This is a genomic window from Pseudomonas sp. I2 (assembly GCF_040984075.1).
In the GTDB taxonomy this organism is placed as follows: domain Bacteria; phylum Pseudomonadota; class Gammaproteobacteria; order Pseudomonadales; family Pseudomonadaceae; genus Aquipseudomonas; species Aquipseudomonas guariconensis_B.
In genome coordinates, this window is the sequence record NZ_JBCGFQ010000022.1 from 11,894 (window position 1) to 27,089 (window position 15,196).

Annotated in this window: 19 protein-coding genes; all 19 read left to right on the forward strand. The window is 58.9% G+C overall.

Annotated elements, in window-relative coordinates:
• Positions 1-30 precede the first annotated feature (30 nt).
• Positions 31-4,230 carry a DNA-directed RNA polymerase subunit beta' gene (rpoC, locus tag WCE05_RS13090; protein WP_225790920.1) on the forward strand — a complete coding sequence of 1,400 codons (4,200 nt, stop codon included), beginning with the start codon at positions 31-33 and terminating at the stop codon, positions 4,228-4,230.
• A gap of 211 nt (positions 4,231-4,441) precedes the next feature.
• On the forward strand, positions 4,442-4,813 hold the full coding sequence (rpsL, locus tag WCE05_RS13095) for a 30S ribosomal protein S12 (RefSeq protein ID WP_058070022.1): 372 nt from the start codon (positions 4,442-4,444) through the stop codon (positions 4,811-4,813).
• A gap of 103 nt (positions 4,814-4,916) precedes the next feature.
• On the forward strand, positions 4,917-5,387 hold the full coding sequence (gene rpsG / locus WCE05_RS13100; RefSeq protein WP_003246741.1) for a 30S ribosomal protein S7: 471 nt from the start codon (positions 4,917-4,919) through the stop codon (positions 5,385-5,387).
• Positions 5,388-5,417: 30 nt separating this feature from the next.
• Positions 5,418-7,550 carry an elongation factor G gene (gene fusA / locus WCE05_RS13105; protein ID WP_225790921.1) on the forward strand — a complete coding sequence of 711 codons (2,133 nt, stop codon included), beginning with the start codon at positions 5,418-5,420 and terminating at the stop codon, positions 7,548-7,550.
• A 30-nt stretch (positions 7,551-7,580) separates the two neighbouring features.
• A complete protein-coding gene (gene tuf / locus WCE05_RS13110) occupies positions 7,581-8,774 on the forward strand; it encodes an elongation factor Tu (protein WP_253079911.1) in 1,194 nt (397 codons plus the stop codon).
• 141 nt (positions 8,775-8,915) lie between these two features.
• Positions 8,916-9,227 carry a 30S ribosomal protein S10 gene (rpsJ, locus tag WCE05_RS13115; RefSeq protein WP_003186070.1) on the forward strand — a complete coding sequence of 104 codons (312 nt, stop codon included), beginning with the start codon at positions 8,916-8,918 and terminating at the stop codon, positions 9,225-9,227.
• A gap of 80 nt (positions 9,228-9,307) precedes the next feature.
• On the forward strand, positions 9,308-9,943 hold the full coding sequence (gene rplC / locus WCE05_RS13120) for a 50S ribosomal protein L3 (RefSeq protein WP_225788820.1): 636 nt from the start codon (positions 9,308-9,310) through the stop codon (positions 9,941-9,943).
• Between the two features lie 12 nt (positions 9,944-9,955).
• Positions 9,956-10,558, forward strand: coding sequence for a 50S ribosomal protein L4 (gene rplD, locus WCE05_RS13125; protein ID WP_225788819.1), 603 nt, complete (start codon positions 9,956-9,958; stop codon positions 10,556-10,558).
• Complete coding sequence (rplW, locus tag WCE05_RS13130) at positions 10,555-10,854, forward strand: 50S ribosomal protein L23 (protein WP_225788818.1); 300 nt, start codon at positions 10,555-10,557, stop codon at positions 10,852-10,854. Before rplD ends, rplW begins: the two co-directional genes overlap by 4 nt.
• Before the next feature lie 14 nt (positions 10,855-10,868).
• Positions 10,869-11,693, forward strand: a complete 825-nt coding sequence (gene rplB / locus WCE05_RS13135) for a 50S ribosomal protein L2 (protein WP_225788817.1) — start codon at positions 10,869-10,871, stop codon at positions 11,691-11,693.
• A 16-nt stretch (positions 11,694-11,709) separates the two neighbouring features.
• On the forward strand, positions 11,710-11,985 hold the full coding sequence (rpsS, locus tag WCE05_RS13140; protein ID WP_010486981.1) for a 30S ribosomal protein S19: 276 nt from the start codon (positions 11,710-11,712) through the stop codon (positions 11,983-11,985).
• Between the two features lie 11 nt (positions 11,986-11,996).
• On the forward strand, positions 11,997-12,329 hold the full coding sequence (gene rplV / locus WCE05_RS13145) for a 50S ribosomal protein L22 (protein ID WP_003304070.1): 333 nt from the start codon (positions 11,997-11,999) through the stop codon (positions 12,327-12,329).
• 13 nt (positions 12,330-12,342) lie between these two features.
• Positions 12,343-13,029: a 30S ribosomal protein S3 gene (rpsC, locus tag WCE05_RS13150; protein ID WP_060392311.1), complete on the forward strand. Its 687-nt coding sequence runs from the start codon at positions 12,343-12,345 to the stop codon at positions 13,027-13,029.
• Positions 13,030-13,041: 12 nt separating this feature from the next.
• Positions 13,042-13,455 (forward strand): 50S ribosomal protein L16, encoded by a 414-nt coding sequence (gene rplP, locus WCE05_RS13155; RefSeq protein ID WP_225788816.1) that lies wholly within the window; start codon positions 13,042-13,044, stop codon positions 13,453-13,455.
• Entirely contained in the window at positions 13,455-13,646 is a 192-nt protein-coding gene (gene rpmC / locus WCE05_RS13160) for a 50S ribosomal protein L29 (protein WP_002555481.1), read from the forward strand. Before rplP ends, rpmC begins: the two co-directional genes overlap by 1 nt.
• 2 nt (positions 13,647-13,648) lie before the next feature.
• Complete coding sequence (gene rpsQ / locus WCE05_RS13165) at positions 13,649-13,915, forward strand: 30S ribosomal protein S17 (RefSeq protein WP_031303185.1); 267 nt, start codon at positions 13,649-13,651, stop codon at positions 13,913-13,915.
• Positions 13,916-13,938: 23 nt separating this feature from the next.
• Positions 13,939-14,307 carry a 50S ribosomal protein L14 gene (rplN, locus tag WCE05_RS13170; protein ID WP_225788815.1) on the forward strand — a complete coding sequence of 123 codons (369 nt, stop codon included), beginning with the start codon at positions 13,939-13,941 and terminating at the stop codon, positions 14,305-14,307.
• A gap of 11 nt (positions 14,308-14,318) precedes the next feature.
• Positions 14,319-14,633, forward strand: coding sequence for a 50S ribosomal protein L24 (rplX, locus tag WCE05_RS13175; protein WP_023382629.1), 315 nt, complete (start codon positions 14,319-14,321; stop codon positions 14,631-14,633).
• A gap of 20 nt (positions 14,634-14,653) precedes the next feature.
• Complete coding sequence (rplE, locus tag WCE05_RS13180) at positions 14,654-15,193, forward strand: 50S ribosomal protein L5 (RefSeq protein WP_225788814.1); 540 nt, start codon at positions 14,654-14,656, stop codon at positions 15,191-15,193.
• The last annotated feature ends 3 nt before the right edge of the window (positions 15,194-15,196 follow it).

The following is a 15,196-nucleotide window of genomic DNA, read 5'->3' on the forward strand; positions in this document are numbered from 1 at the left end:
CCGCTCCCTGCTCCGCCAGGAGGAAAGGCCTTGAAAGACCTACTGAATTTGCTGAAAAACCAGGGTCAAGTCGAAGAGTTCGACGCTATCCGCATCGGTCTGGCGTCGCCTGAGATGATCCGTTCGTGGTCGTTCGGTGAAGTTAAGAAGCCGGAAACCATCAACTACCGTACGTTCAAACCTGAGCGCGACGGCCTGTTCTGCGCCAAGATCTTTGGCCCAGTCAAGGACTACGAGTGCCTGTGCGGCAAGTACAAGCGCCTCAAGCACCGCGGCGTGATCTGCGAGAAGTGCGGCGTCGAAGTCGCCCTGGCCAAGGTTCGTCGTGAGCGCATGGCGCACATCGAGCTGGCCTCGCCGGTTGCCCACATCTGGTTCCTGAAGTCGCTGCCGTCCCGTATCGGCCTGCTGATGGACATGACCCTGCGTGACATCGAACGCGTGCTCTACTTCGAGAGCTACGTTGTGATCGATCCGGGCATGACCACCCTGGAGAAGGGCCAGCTGCTGAACGACGAGCAGTACTTCGAAGCGCTGGAAGAGTTCGGTGACGACTTCGACGCCCGCATGGGTGCCGAGGCTGTCCGCGAGCTGCTGCACGCCATCGACCTGGAGCACGAGATCGGCCGCCTGCGCGAAGAGATTCCGCAGACCAACTCGGAAACCAAGATCAAGAAGCTGTCCAAGCGCCTGAAGCTGATGGAAGCGTTCCAGGGTTCGGGCAACCTGCCCGAGTGGATGGTCCTGACCGTCCTGCCGGTGCTGCCGCCGGACCTGCGCCCGCTGGTGCCGCTGGATGGCGGTCGTTTCGCGACCTCCGACCTGAACGACCTGTATCGTCGGGTGATCAACCGTAACAACCGTCTGAAGCGCCTGCTCGACCTGTCGGCGCCGGACATCATCGTGCGCAACGAAAAGCGCATGCTGCAGGAAGCGGTCGACGCCCTGCTGGACAACGGCCGTCGCGGTCGCGCCATCACCGGCTCGAACAAGCGTCCGCTGAAGTCCCTGGCCGACATGATCAAAGGTAAGCAGGGTCGTTTCCGTCAGAACCTGCTCGGTAAGCGTGTGGACTACTCCGGCCGTTCGGTAATTACCGTAGGCCCGACCCTGCGCCTGCATCAGTGCGGCCTGCCGAAGAAGATGGCTCTGGAGCTGTTCAAGCCGTTCATTTTCGGCAAGCTGGAAATGCGTGGCCTGGCGACCACCATCAAGGCCGCCAAGAAGATGGTCGAGCGCGAGCTGCCGGAGGTCTGGGACGTTCTCGCCGAGGTGATCCGCGAACACCCCGTCCTGCTCAACCGTGCACCGACCCTGCACCGTCTGGGTATCCAGGCGTTCGAGCCGGTGCTCATCGAAGGCAAGGCGATCCAGCTGCACCCGCTGGTCTGTGCTGCGTACAACGCCGACTTCGACGGTGACCAGATGGCCGTTCACGTGCCGCTGACCCTGGAAGCCCAGCTCGAAGCGCGTGCGCTGATGATGTCGACCAACAACATCCTGTCGCCTGCCAACGGTGAGCCGATCATCGTGCCGTCCCAGGACGTGGTCCTGGGTCTGTACTACATGACCCGTGAAGCCGTGAATGCAAAAGGCGAAGGCCGTGTGTTCGCCGACCTGCAGGAAGTCGACCGCGTATTCCGCGCCGGCGAGGCTGCCCTGCACGCCAAGATCAAGGTCCGTATCAACGAGACCGTGAAAGAGCGTGATGGCAGTGTCGTCCATAACACCCGCATCGTCGACACCACTGTCGGCCGTGCGCTGCTGTTCCAGGTTGTCCCGGCGGGCCTGCCGTTCGACGTGGTCAACCAGCCGATGAAGAAGAAGGCGATCTCCAAGCTGATCAACCAGTGCTATCGCGTGGTGGGTCTGAAGGAAACCGTCATCTTCGCTGACCAACTGATGTACACCGGTTTTGCCTACTCGACCATTTCCGGCGTGTCCATCGGTGTGAACGACTTCGTCATCCCGGATGAGAAGGCGCGCATCATCGGTACCGCCACCGAGGAAGTGAAGGAGATCGAGAGCCAGTACGCTTCCGGCCTGGTAACCCAGGGCGAGAAGTACAACAAGGTGATCGACCTGTGGTCCAAGGCCAACGACGAAGTGTCCAAGGCGATGATGGCCAACCTCTCGAAAGAGAAGGTCATCGACCGCGAGGGCAAGGAAGTCGAGCAGGAGTCCTTCAACTCCATGTACATGATGGCGGACTCCGGTGCGCGGGGTTCCGCGGCCCAGATCCGTCAGCTGGCCGGTATGCGTGGCCTGATGGCCAAGCCGGACGGCTCGATCATCGAGACCCCGATCACCGCGAACTTCCGTGAAGGCCTGAGCGTTCTGCAGTACTTCATCTCGACCCACGGTGCTCGTAAGGGTCTGGCGGATACCGCGCTGAAGACCGCGAACTCCGGTTACCTGACCCGTCGTCTGGTCGACGTGGCCCAGGACCTGGTGGTGACCGAGATCGACTGCGGCACCGACCAAGGCCTGGTCATGACCCCGCACATCGAAGGCGGCGACGTGGTCGAGCCGCTGGGCGAGCGCGTACTGGGCCGTGTGGTTGCCCGCGACGTGTTCAAGCCTGGCACCGACGATGTCATCGTTCCGGCCGGTACCCTGGTCGACGAGAAGTGGGTCGAGTTCATCGAGCTGAACAGCATCGACGAAGTGGTCGTGCGTTCGCCGATCAGCTGCGAAACCCGCTACGGCATCTGCGCCAAGTGCTACGGTCGCGACCTGGCTCGCGGTCACCAGGTGAACATCGGTGAAGCTGTCGGCGTCATCGCCGCCCAGTCGATCGGTGAGCCGGGTACCCAGCTGACCATGCGTACCTTCCACATCGGTGGTGCCGCGAGCCGTACCTCGGCCGCTGACAGCGTCCAGGTGAAGAACGGCGGTATGGTCCGTCTGCACAACCTCAAGCAGGTCGAGCGCGCCGATGGCAACCTGGTTGCCGTATCGCGTTCCGGCGAGCTGGCCATTGCCGACGAATTCGGCCGCGAGCGCGAGCGCTACAAGCTGCCATACGGTGCGGTGATTTCGGTCAAGGAAGGCGAGAAGGTCGAAGCTGGCGCCATCGTCGCCAAGTGGGACCCGCACACCCACCCGATCGTCACCGAGCTGAAAGGTACCGTGACCTTCGTGGGCATGGAGGAAGGCATCACCATCAAGCGTCAGACCGACGAACTGACCGGCCTGACCAACATCGAGGTGATGGACGTCAAGGATCGTCCGGCCGCAGGCAAGGAAATCCGTCCTGCGATCAAGATGGTCGACGCCAATGGCAAGGACCTGTACCTGCCAGGCACCGACGTGCCTGCCCAGTACTTCCTGCCGGCCAACGCGCTGGTGGGTGTGGCTGACGGTGCGCAGATCGGTGTCGGCGACGTCATCGCGCGTATCCCGCAGGAAACCTCGAAGACCCGCGACATCACCGGTGGTCTGCCACGCGTTGCCGACCTGTTCGAAGCGCGCCGTCCGAAGGAGGCTTCGATCCTGGCGGAGGTCAGCGGCACCATCGCGTTCGGCAAGGAGACCAAGGGCAAGCGTCGTCTGGTCATCACCCCGAACGATGGCAGCGATCCGTACGAGGAGCTGATTCCGAAGTGGCGCCACCTGAACGTCTTCGAAGGCGAACAGGTCAACCGCGGCGAAGTCATCTCCGACGGTCCGAGCGATCCGCACGACATCCTGCGCCTGCTGGGTGTGAGCGCGCTGGCCAAGTACATCGTCAACGAGATCCAGGACGTCTACCGCCTGCAAGGCGTGAAGATCAACGACAAGCACATCGAGACCATCCTGCGTCAGATGCTGCGCAAGGTCGAAGTCACCGAGGCCGGCGACTCGAGCTTCATCAAGGGCGACCAGGTCGAGCTGACCCAGGTGCTGGTGGAGAACGAGCGCCTGGCTACCGAGGACAAGTTCCCGGCCAAGTTCGGTCGCGTCCTGCTGGGTATCACCAAGGCCTCGTTGTCGACCGAGTCGTTCATCTCCGCGGCGTCCTTCCAGGAAACCACCCGCGTGCTGACCGAAGCGGCGGTAACCGGCAAGCGCGACTACCTGCGCGGCCTGAAGGAGAACGTGGTCGTGGGTCGTCTGATCCCGGCCGGTACCGGTCTGGCCTATCACAGCGAGCGCAAGCGTCGCCGTGATGCCGACAAGCCGCTGCGCGTGAGTGCCAGTGAGGTGGAAGCCGCACTGACCGAAGCGCTGAACTCCAGCGGCAACTGAGTACAGGGCAGGGCCCCGGCACATCCTCGTGGTCATCGGTGACATGAATTGTTGCCGATGACCGGGCGGGGAGGGCCGGGGCCTCGTCTTGACTGGGTGCAAGATCCTCTTTAGACTTTTGTACCCTTAAATTTGGTGAGGCTCTGTCTCGCCAATTTTTGGCTTTTCTTGCAAGACAATAGCGTCGCAAGACAATCAGTGGAGCTAGTAGATGGCAACTATCAACCAGCTGGTACGTCAGCCGCGTAAGCGTATCGTCGATAAATCCGACGTTCCTGCGCTGCAGAACTGCCCGCAACGTCGTGGTGTGTGCACTCGCGTGTACACCACTACGCCGAAAAAACCTAACTCGGCACTGCGTAAAGTATGCCGTGTGCGTCTGACCAACGGTTTCGAGGTTTCCTCGTACATCGGCGGTGAAGGCCACAACCTGCAAGAGCACAGCGTTGTTCTGATCCGTGGCGGTCGTGTAAAGGACTTGCCAGGTGTTCGTTACCACACCGTGCGCGGTTCGCTGGATACCTCCGGCGTCAAAGACCGTAAGCAGGGCCGTTCGAAGTACGGTACCAAGCGTCCGAAGTAAGGCCGCTTGCACCTTTTTATCTATTTGAGTCGATAAGAGTAAGGTCGGGTGCGGCATCGCCGTCAGTCCCGAGCTAACCTGAAGACCGTTTGAGGGCTTATCAATGCCAAGACGTCGTGTAGCAGCCAAGCGTGAGATCCTGGACGATCCGAAATACGGAAGCCAGATCCTCGCCAAGTTCATGAACCACGTGATGGAAAGCGGCAAGAAGGCCGTAGCCGAGCGCATCGTTTACGGTGCCCTGGATACCGTCAAAGCACGCAAGAACAGCGATCCCCTGGAAATCTTCGAGAAAGCTCTCGACGCCATCGCTCCGCTGGTCGAAGTAAAGTCCCGCCGTGTCGGCGGTGCCACTTACCAGGTTCCGGTCGAAGTTCGCCCATCCCGTCGTAACGCGCTGGCAATGCGCTGGCTGGTAGATTACGCCCGCAAGCGCGGCGAGAAGTCCATGGCGCTGCGCCTGGCTGGCGAGCTGCTGGATGCCGCTGAAGGCAAAGGTGCTGCAGTCAAGAAGCGTGAAGACGTACACCGTATGGCCGAAGCCAACAAGGCTTTCTCGCACTACCGCTTCTAATTCAGGCATCAATCTTTTTGCGAGGGCTTTATGGCTCGTACTACAGCAATTAACCGCTACCGTAACATCGGTATCTGTGCCCACGTTGACGCGGGCAAGACTACCACTACCGAGCGGATCCTGTTCTACACAGGCCTGAGCCACAAGATGGGCGAGGTGCATGACGGCGCCGCGACCACCGACTGGATGGTTCAGGAGCAGGAGCGCGGTATCACCATTACCTCCGCTGCTGTCACCACCTTCTGGAAAGGTTCTCGTGGTCAGTACGACAACTACCGCGTAAACGTCATCGATACCCCCGGCCACGTTGACTTCACCATCGAAGTAGAGCGTTCGCTGCGCGTACTCGACGGGGCGGTCGTCGTGTTCTGCGGTACCTCCGGCGTTGAGCCGCAGTCCGAAACCGTATGGCGTCAGGCCAACAAGTACGGCGTTCCACGTGTTGTCTACGTGAACAAGATGGACCGCGCCGGCGCCAACTTCCTGCGCGTTGTCGGTCAGATCAAGAACCGCCTGGGTCACACCCCGGTCCCGATCCAGCTGGCTATCGGTGCCGAGGACAACTTCCAGGGTCAGGTCGACCTGATCAAGATGAAAGCCATCTACTGGAACGATGACGACAAGGGCACCACCTATCGCGAGGAAGAAATTCCTGCCGATATGCTGGAGCTGGCTGAAGAGTGGCGTGCCAACATGGTCGAGTCCGCTGCCGAGGCCAACGAAGAGCTGATGAACAAGTACCTTGAAGAAGGTGACCTGTCCGTCGAAGACATCAAGGCTGGTCTGCGCGCCCGTACCCTGGCAAGCGAGATCGTTCCTGCCGTCTGCGGCTCCTCGTTCAAGAACAAGGGTGTTCCCCTGGTTCTCGACGCCGTCATCGACTTCCTGCCTGCTCCGACCGAGATCCCTGCAATCCAGGGTATCCACCCGGACCACATCGAAGACGAGAACGCTCCGAAAGACGAGCGTCGTGCCGACGACAACGAGCCGTTCTCGGCTCTGGCGTTCAAGATTGCTACCGACCCGTTCGTCGGTACCCTGACCTTCGTTCGCGTCTACTCGGGCGTCCTGAACTCCGGTGACTCCGTCATCAACTCGGTCAAGGGCAAGAAAGAGCGCGTTGGTCGTATGGTGCAGATGCACGCCAACCAGCGTGAAGAGATCAAGGAAGTGCGCGCTGGCGACATCGCGGCCCTGATCGGCATGAAGGACGTCACCACCGGTGAAACCCTGTGCGACGCCGACAAGCCAATCATCCTCGAGCGCATGGACTTCCCGGAGCCGGTCATCTCGGTAGCCGTTGAGCCGAAGACCAAGGCTGACCAGGAGAAGATGGGCATCGCCCTGAGCAAGCTGGCCCAGGAAGACCCGTCGTTCCGCGTCAAGACTGACGAAGAAACCGGTCAGACCATCATCTCCGGTATGGGTGAGCTGCACCTGGACATCATCGTCGACCGCATGAAGCGCGAGTTCAACGTTGAGGCCAACATCGGCAAGCCGCAGGTTTCCTACCGTGAAACCATCACCAAGGACAACGTCGAGATCGAAGGCAAGTTCGTTCGTCAGTCCGGTGGTCGCGGTCAGTTCGGTCACTGCTGGGTTCGCTTCTCGCAGCCTGATGCCGACGAAAAGGGCAACATCACCGAAGGTCTGGTCTTCACCAACGAAGTCGTGGGTGGTGTGGTTCCGAAGGAATACATCCCAGCGATCCAGAAGGGTATCGAAGAGCAGATGAAGAACGGCGTTGTCGCCGGCTATCCGCTGATCGGTCTGAAGGCTACCGTGTTTGACGGTTCCTACCACGACGTCGACTCCAACGAGATGGCGTTCAAGATCGCTGCCTCCATGGCGACCAAGCAACTGGCCCAGAAGGGCGGTGGTAAGGTGCTTGAGCCGATCATGAAGGTGGAAGTGGTGACCCCTGAAGACTACATGGGTGACGTGATGGGTGACCTGAACCGTCGTCGTGGTCTGATCCAGGGTATGGAAGACTCGGTCTCCGGCAAGGTTATCCGTGCTGAAGTTCCGCTCGGAGAGATGTTCGGTTATGCAACCGACGTTCGTTCCATGTCTCAGGGTCGCGCGAGCTACTCCATGGAATTCTCCAAATACGCCGAAGCTCCGTCGAACATCGTCGAAGCGCTCGTTAAAAAACAAGGCTAATCCAGCCCTTTAGGCAAGAGGTTCACTGTCGTGGCTAAAGAAAAATTTGAACGTAACAAACCGCACGTCAACGTTGGCACCATCGGTCACGTTGACCACGGTAAAACCACTCTGACCGCAGCTCTGACCCGCGTCTGCTCCGAAGTCTTCGGTTCGGCCAAGGTCGACTTCGACAAGATCGACTCCGCTCCGGAAGAGAAAGCTCGCGGTATCACCATCAACACCGCTCACGTAGAGTACGACTCCAACATTCGTCACTACGCGCACGTTGACTGCCCGGGCCACGCCGACTACGTCAAGAACATGATCACCGGTGCTGCCCAGATGGACGGCGCTATCCTGGTCTGCTCGGCTGCCGATGGTCCGATGCCTCAGACTCGTGAGCACATCCTGCTGTCCCGTCAGGTTGGCGTTCCGTACATCGTTGTCTTCCTGAACAAGGCTGACATGGTTGACGACGCCGAGCTGCTGGAGCTGGTCGAGATGGAAGTTCGCGACCTGCTGTCCACCTACGACTTCCCGGGTGACGACACCCCGATCATCATCGGTTCGGCCCTGATGGCGCTGAACGGCGAAGATACCAACGAAATGGGTACCACCGCCGTCAAGAAGCTGGTCGAAACCCTGGACAGCTACATTCCTGAGCCGGTTCGTGCCATCGACCTGCCGTTCCTGATGCCGATCGAAGACGTGTTCTCGATCTCGGGTCGCGGTACCGTTGTAACTGGCCGTGTTGAGCGTGGCATCGTCCGCATCCAGGAAGAAGTCGAGATCGTCGGCCTGCGTCCGACCACCAAGACTACCTGCACCGGCGTTGAAATGTTCCGCAAGCTGCTGGACGAAGGCCGTGCTGGCGAGAACTGCGGCGTTCTGCTGCGTGGCACCAAGCGTGACGAAGTCGAGCGTGGTCAGGTTCTGGCCAAGCCGGGTTCGGTCAAGCCGCACACCAAGTTCACCGCAGAAGTCTACGTCCTGTCGAAGGAAGAAGGCGGCCGTCACACTCCGTTCTTCAAAGGCTACCGTCCTCAGTTCTACTTCCGTACCACTGACGTGACCGGTTCCTGCGAACTGCCGGAAGGCGTCGAGATGGTAATGCCAGGTGACAACATCCAGATGGAAGTCACCCTGATCAAGACCATCGCGATGGAAGAAGGTCTGCGTTTCGCCATCCGTGAAGGCGGTCGTACCGTCGGCGCCGGCGTCGTAGCCAAAATCATCGAGTAATCACTCGATCGGTTGAAAAAGCCCCCGCTCAGCGGGGGCTTTTTTTATTGGGTTGACACTATATAGGGGCGTCTATAGAATCACGCCTCCTTTTAACGGGCGTAGTGCGCCCGGTGGGAACAGCCTGGAGTCTGAAATCCAATGCAAAATCAGCAAATCCGCATCAGGTTGAAGGCATTCGACCATCGCCTGATCGACCAATCCACCCAGGAAATCGTGGAAACCGCGAAACGTACTGGTGCACAAGTGCGTGGTCCTATTCCACTGCCTACCCGCAAAGAGCGGTTCACCGTTCTGGTCTCCCCGCACGTCAACAAAGACGCGCGTGACCAGTACGAGATCCGTACTCACAAGCGTGTTCTGGACATCGTCCAGCCGACGGATAAAACCGTTGACGCGCTGATGAAGCTCGATCTCGCGGCCGGCGTGGAAGTACAGATCAGCCTCGGCTAAGACTTCGGTCTGGTCGTGTAACGCTCTGAAATGGGCGGCCATAGCGGGTGAAAGCCCCGTACACTCATGAGGTTTACAACATGACTATTGGTGTAGTCGGTCGTAAGTGCGGCATGACCCGCATTTTCACCGAAGAAGGTGTCTCCATTCCGGTCACGGTCATCGAGATCGAGCCGAATCGCGTCACCCAGTTCAAAACTGAAGAAACCGATGGCTACCGTGCAGTGCAAGTCACTGTCGGCGAGCGTCGTGCTTCGCGCGTGACTGCCGCTCAGGCTGGTCACTTCGCCAAAGCGAACGTTGCCGCTGGTCGCGGTGTCTGGGAGTTCCGTCTTGAAGAAGGCGAGTTCCAGGCTGGCGACTTGATCAAAGCTGAACTCTTCACTGCAGGCCAGCTGGTAGACGTTACGGGTCAGTCCAAGGGTAAAGGCTTCGCCGGTACCATCAAGCGCTGGAACTTCCGCGGCCAGGACAACACCCACGGTAACTCCGTATCGCACCGCGTCCCAGGCTCCATCGGCCAGTGCCAGACTCCTGGTCGTGTATTCAAGGGCAAGAAAATGTCCGGTCACATGGGCGCCGAGCGCGTGACTGTTCAGTCCCTGGAAGTGGTACGCGTAGACGCTGAGCGCAACCTGCTGCTGATCAAGGGTGCCGTTCCAGGCGCTACTGGCGGCGACGTGGTCGTGCGTCCGGCTGTCAAGGCTCGCGGTTAAGGGGAAACTGACATGCAACTTAATGTAAATGACGCTCAGGCGATCGAAGTTTCCGAACTGACTTTCGGTGGCGAATTCAACGAGACGCTGGTACACCAAGCAGTCGTGGCCTATATGGCCGGCGGCCGTCAGGGCACCAAGCAGCAGAAGACCCGTTCCGACGTGACCGGTGGTGGCAAGCGCCCGTGGCGTCAGAAAGGCACCGGCCGCGCTCGTGCCGGTACCACCCGTGGCCCGATCTGGCGCGGCGGTGGTGTCACCTTCGCAGCTCGTCCTCAGGACCACTCGCAGAAGCTCAACAAGAAGATGTACCGCGCAGCCCTGCGCTCCATCCTCTCCGAGCTGGTACGTAGCGAGCGTCTGGTCGTTGTCCAGGACTTCGCTGTCGAAGCGCCGAAGACCAAGGACCTGCTGAACAAGCTGAACGGCATGGGTCTGAACGACGTACTGATCGTTTCCGACGCCGTTGATCAGAACCTGTACCTGGCTGCTCGTAACCTGCCGCACGTCGACGTACGTGACGTCCAGGGTTCCGACCCGGTCAGTCTGATCGCATACGAGAAAGTGTTGATCACTGTCTCGGCCGTGAAGAAATTCGAGGAGCTGCTGGGATGAACCAGGAACGCGTATTTAAAGTCCTCCTTGGCCCGCACGTTTCCGAGAAGGCTACCGTTCTGGCTGAGAAAAAAGGCCAGTTCGTATTCAAGGTTGCTACCGACGCAACCAAGCTGGAAATCAAGAAAGCTGTCGAAGGCCTGTTCGGCGTCAAGGTCGAGAACGTGACCACCGTCAACGTTCTGGGCAAGACCAAGCGCACTGTACGTGGTCTGGGCAAGCGTAATGACTGGAAGAAGGCGATCGTCTCCCTTCAGCCAGGCCAAGATCTCGATTTCAGCAGCAGTGCTGAGTAAGGAAGGGGTGCATCATGGCAATCGTTAAATGCAAACCGACTTCCCCTGGCCGCCGTTTCGTGGTCAAGGTGGTCAACCAGGAGCTGCACAAAGGCGCTCCTCACGCACCGCTGATCGAGAAGAAATCGAAGTCTGGTGGTCGTAACAACAATGGCCGCATCACCACTCGTCACGTTGGTGGTGGTCATAAGCAGCACTACCGTCTGGTCGACTTCCGTCGCAACGACAAGGATGGCATCCCAGCCACCGTCGAGCGTATCGAATACGACCCGAACCGTACTGCTCACATCGCCCTGCTGTGCTACGCAGACGGCGAGCGTCGCTACATCATCGCGCCGAAGGGCGTGAGCGCTGGCGACCAGCTGATCGCAGGCGCCCTGGCTCCAATCAAGCCGGGCAACTCCCTGCAGCTGCGCAACATCCCAGTAGGTAGCACCGTTCACGGCATCGAACTGAAGCCGGGTAAAGGTGCTCAAATCGCTCGTTCCGCTGGTGCTTCGGCTCAGCTGATCGCTCGCGAAGGCGTCTACGTGACTCTGCGTCTGCGCTCTGGTGAGATGCGTAAAGTGCTGGCCGAGTGCCGTGCGACCCTGGGCGAAGTCTCGAACTCCGAGCACAGCCTGCGCTCGCTGGGTAAAGCTGGTGCCAAACGCTGGCGCGGCGTTCGCCCAACCGTTCGTGGCGTTGCCATGAACCCGGTTGACCACCCGCACGGTGGTGGTGAAGGTCGTACCTCCGGTGGTCGTCATCCGGTATCGCCATGGGGCTTCCCAACCAAGGGTGCGAAGACCCGTGGTAATAAGCGTACCGACAACATGATCGTCCGTCGTCGCAAGTAACTAGAGGGATACGACAGTGCCACGTTCTCTGAAAAAAGGTCCTTTTATCGATCTTCACCTTCTGAAGAAGATCGAAGTGGCGGTGGAGAAGAACGATCGCAAGCCAGTCAAAACCTGGTCGCGCCGTTCCATGATCCTGCCACAAATGGTCGGTCTGACCATCGCGGTACACAACGGTCGTCAGCATGTCCCCGTTCTCGTGAACGAAGACATGGTCGGCCACAAACTGGGCGAGTTCGCCGGTACCCGCACCTATCGCGGGCACGTGGCTGACAAGAAAGCCAAGCGTTAAGGGGTAAGGAAATGGAAGTAGCCGCTAAGTTGTCGGGCGCTCGAATCTCCGCCCAGAAAGCCCGCTTGGTCGCCGACCAGATCCGCGGGAAGAAGGTGGGCGACGCGCTCAACCTGTTGGCCTTCAGCAGCAAAAAAGCCGCTGAAATCATGAAGAAAGTCCTCGAGTCGGCCGTTGCCAACGCCGAGCATAACGAAGGCGCAGACGTTGATGACCTGAAGGTCAGCACCGTTTTCGTCAACGAAGGGCGTTCGCTGAAGCGCATCATGCCGCGTGCCAAAGGCCGCGCTGATCGCATCGTCAAGCGGTCTTGCCATATCACTGTCAAGGTTGCGGACAAGTAACGGAGTCGATCAGATGGGTCAGAAAGTACATCCCACTGGCATTCGCCTGGGAATCGTCAAGGAGCACACCTCCGTCTGGTATGCAGACGGCGCTACTTACGCAGATTACCTGCTCAAGGATCTGAAAACGCGTGAGTACCTCCAGGACAAACTAAAAAGCGCGTCCGTAAGCCGTATCGATATTCATCGTCCGGCTCAAACTGCACGCATCACCATCCACACCGCTCGTCCCGGTATCGTTATCGGCAAGAAAGGTGAGGACGTTGAGAAGCTGCGTCAGGACCTGACCAAGCAGATGGGTGTGCCTGTGCACATCAACATCGAAGAGATCCGCAAGCCGGAACTCGACGCCATGCTGGTTGCCCAGAGCGTAGCCCAGCAGCTGGAGCGCCGCGTAATGTTCCGTCGCGCCATGAAGCGCGCCGTGCAGAACGCCATGCGTATTGGTGCCAAGGGCATCAAGATCCAGGTGAGCGGTCGTCTCGGCGGTGCCGAGATTGCACGTACTGAATGGTATCGCGAAGGTCGTGTGCCACTGCACACCCTGCGTGCCGATATCGACTATGCCACCTACGAAGCCCACACCACCTACGGTGTGATCGGTGTCAAGGTTTGGATCTTCAAAGGCGAAGTTATTGGTGGTCGCCAGGAAGAGCTGAAGCCTCAAGCACCAGCGCCTCGTAAAAAAGCTGCTAAGTAAGGGGTACGCCAAATGTTGCAACCAAAGCGTACAAAATTCCGCAAGCAGATGACCGGCCACAACCGTGGTCTGGCCCTGCGCGGTAGCAAGGTCAGCTTCGGCGAATTCGCCCTGAAAGCTGTATCCCGCGGTCGTCTCACCGCCCGCCAGATCGAGTCGGCACGTCGTGCCCTGACCCGTCACGTAAAACGTGGCGGCAAGATCTGGATCCGTGTATTCCCGGACAAGCCGGTTACCAAGAAGCCTCTCGAAGTGCGTATGGGTAAAGGTAAGGGTTCCGTGGAGTACTGGGTTGCCCAGATCCAGCCAGGCAAAGTCCTGTACGAGATCGAGGGTGTTTCTGAAGAGCTGGCGCGCGAGGCTTTCGCCCTGGCTGCTGCAAAGCTGCCTCTCGCCACCTCCTTTGTTAAGCGGACGGTGATGTGATGAAAGCGAATGAACTTCGTGAAAAATCGGCACAGCAACTGAATGAGCAACTGCTCGGCTTGCTGCGCGACCAGTTCAATCTGCGCATGCAGAAGGCAACTGGCCAGTTGGGGCAGTCGCACCTGCTCTCGCAAGTTAAGCGTGACATCGCTCGCGTGAAAACTGTGCTCAACCAGCAGGCAGGTAAGTGATCATGGCTGAAGCTGAAAAAACCGTCCGTACGCTGACTGGCCGTGTCGTCAGCGACAAAATGGACAAGACCATCACCGTTCTGATCGAGCGTCGCGTCAAGCACCCGATCTACGGTAAATACGTTAAGCGTTCGACTAAGCTGCACGCGCACGACGAAAACAACCAGTGCCACATCGGCGACAAGGTTTCCATCCGTGAAACCCGTCCGCTGGCCAAGACCAAGTCCTGGGCCCTGGTTGAAGTTCTCGAACGCGCTGTTGAAGTCTAAGGGCGAAGGGTCGGAGATATTTTATGATTCAGACTCAATCCATGCTCGATGTGGCCGATAACAGCGGCGCTCGTCGCGTCATGTGCATCAAGGTGCTCGGCGGTTCCCACCGCCGTTACGCCGGCATCGGTGACATCATCAAGGTGACCGTGAAGGAAGCGATTCCGCGCGGCAAGGTCAAGAAAGGCCAGGTGATGACCGCTGTCGTCGTCCGCACCAAGCACGGTGTTCGCCGCGCTGACGGTTCCATCATTCGTTTCGACGGCAACGCTGCTGTTCTGCTGAACAACAAGCAAGAGCCGATCGGCACTCGCATCTTCGGGCCAGTGACCCGTGAGCTTCGTTCCGAGAAGTTCATGAAGATCGTCTCGCTCGCCCCTGAAGTGCTGTAAGGAGATCCGACATGCAAAAGATTCGTCGTGACGACGAGATCATCGTGATCGCCGGCAAAGACAAGGGCAAGCGCGGTAAGGTGCTGAAGGTCCTCGCTGACGACCGTCTGGTCGTTGGCGGTGTCAACCTGGTCAAGCGTCATACCAAGCCTAACCCGATGGCAGGCGTCCAGGGCGGTATCGTCGAGAAAGAAGCGCCTCTGCACGCTTCCAACGTTGCCATCTTCAACAGTGAAACCAACAAGGCTGACCGCGTTGGCTTCAAAGTCGAAGACGGCAAGAAAATTCGTGTCTTCAAGTCGACCCAGAAAGCGGTTGATGCTTGAACACTGCTAGGTAGAAGACAATGGCACGACTGAAAGAGATTTACCGGAACGAAATCGCTCCCAAGCTTAAGGAAGAACTTAAGCTCGCGAACGTGATGGAAGTTCCGCGCGTTACCAAGATCACCCTGAACATGGGCCTGGGCGAAGCGATCGGTGACAAGAAAGTCATCGAGAACGCTGTTGCCGACCTGGAAAAGATCACCGGTCAGAAGCCGGTCGTGACTTTCGCTCGCAAGTCCATTGCGGGTTTCAAGGTTCGTGAAGGTTGGCCGATCGGCGTCAAGGTAACCCTGCGCCGCGACCGTATGTACGAATTCCTGGATCGTCTGCTGTCGATCTCCCTGCCTCGGGTCCGCGACTTCCGCGGCCTGAATGCCAAGTCCTTCGATGGTCGTGGCAACTACAGCATGGGTGTGAAAGAGCAGATCATCTTCCCGGAAATCGACTACGACAAGATCGATGCTCTGCGCGGTCTGGACATCACCCTGACCACCACTGCTCGTACGGATGAAGAAGGCCGCGCCCTGCTGCGTGCTTTCAAATTCCCGTTCCGCAACTGATTG

What these genes read in the sequence shown, in the direction of transcription:
- rplN (WP_225788815.1), top strand. Translation starts at nt 13,939, where the DNA reads ATGATTCAGACTCAATCCATGCTCGATGTGGCCGATAACAGCGGCGCT.
- fusA (WP_225790921.1), top strand. Translation starts at nt 5,418, where the DNA reads ATGGCTCGTACTACAGCAATTAACCGCTACCGTAACATCGGTATCTGT.
- rpsG (WP_003246741.1), top strand. Translation starts at nt 4,917, where the DNA reads ATGCCAAGACGTCGTGTAGCAGCCAAGCGTGAGATCCTGGACGATCCG.
- rplE (WP_225788814.1), top strand. Translation starts at nt 14,654, where the DNA reads ATGGCACGACTGAAAGAGATTTACCGGAACGAAATCGCTCCCAAGCTT.
- rplP (WP_225788816.1), top strand. Translation starts at nt 13,042, where the DNA reads ATGTTGCAACCAAAGCGTACAAAATTCCGCAAGCAGATGACCGGCCAC.
- rpsQ (WP_031303185.1), top strand. Translation starts at nt 13,649, where the DNA reads ATGGCTGAAGCTGAAAAAACCGTCCGTACGCTGACTGGCCGTGTCGTC.
- rplX (WP_023382629.1), top strand. Translation starts at nt 14,319, where the DNA reads ATGCAAAAGATTCGTCGTGACGACGAGATCATCGTGATCGCCGGCAAA.
- rpsC (WP_060392311.1), top strand. Translation starts at nt 12,343, where the DNA reads ATGGGTCAGAAAGTACATCCCACTGGCATTCGCCTGGGAATCGTCAAG.
- rpsL (WP_058070022.1), top strand. Translation starts at nt 4,442, where the DNA reads ATGGCAACTATCAACCAGCTGGTACGTCAGCCGCGTAAGCGTATCGTC.
- rplC (WP_225788820.1), top strand. Translation starts at nt 9,308, where the DNA reads ATGACTATTGGTGTAGTCGGTCGTAAGTGCGGCATGACCCGCATTTTC.
- rpmC (WP_002555481.1), top strand. Translation starts at nt 13,455, where the DNA reads ATGAAAGCGAATGAACTTCGTGAAAAATCGGCACAGCAACTGAATGAG.
- rplD (WP_225788819.1), top strand. Translation starts at nt 9,956, where the DNA reads ATGCAACTTAATGTAAATGACGCTCAGGCGATCGAAGTTTCCGAACTG.
- rplW (WP_225788818.1), top strand. Translation starts at nt 10,555, where the DNA reads ATGAACCAGGAACGCGTATTTAAAGTCCTCCTTGGCCCGCACGTTTCC.
- rplV (WP_003304070.1), top strand. Translation starts at nt 11,997, where the DNA reads ATGGAAGTAGCCGCTAAGTTGTCGGGCGCTCGAATCTCCGCCCAGAAA.
- rplB (WP_225788817.1), top strand. Translation starts at nt 10,869, where the DNA reads ATGGCAATCGTTAAATGCAAACCGACTTCCCCTGGCCGCCGTTTCGTG.
- rpsJ (WP_003186070.1), top strand. Translation starts at nt 8,916, where the DNA reads ATGCAAAATCAGCAAATCCGCATCAGGTTGAAGGCATTCGACCATCGC.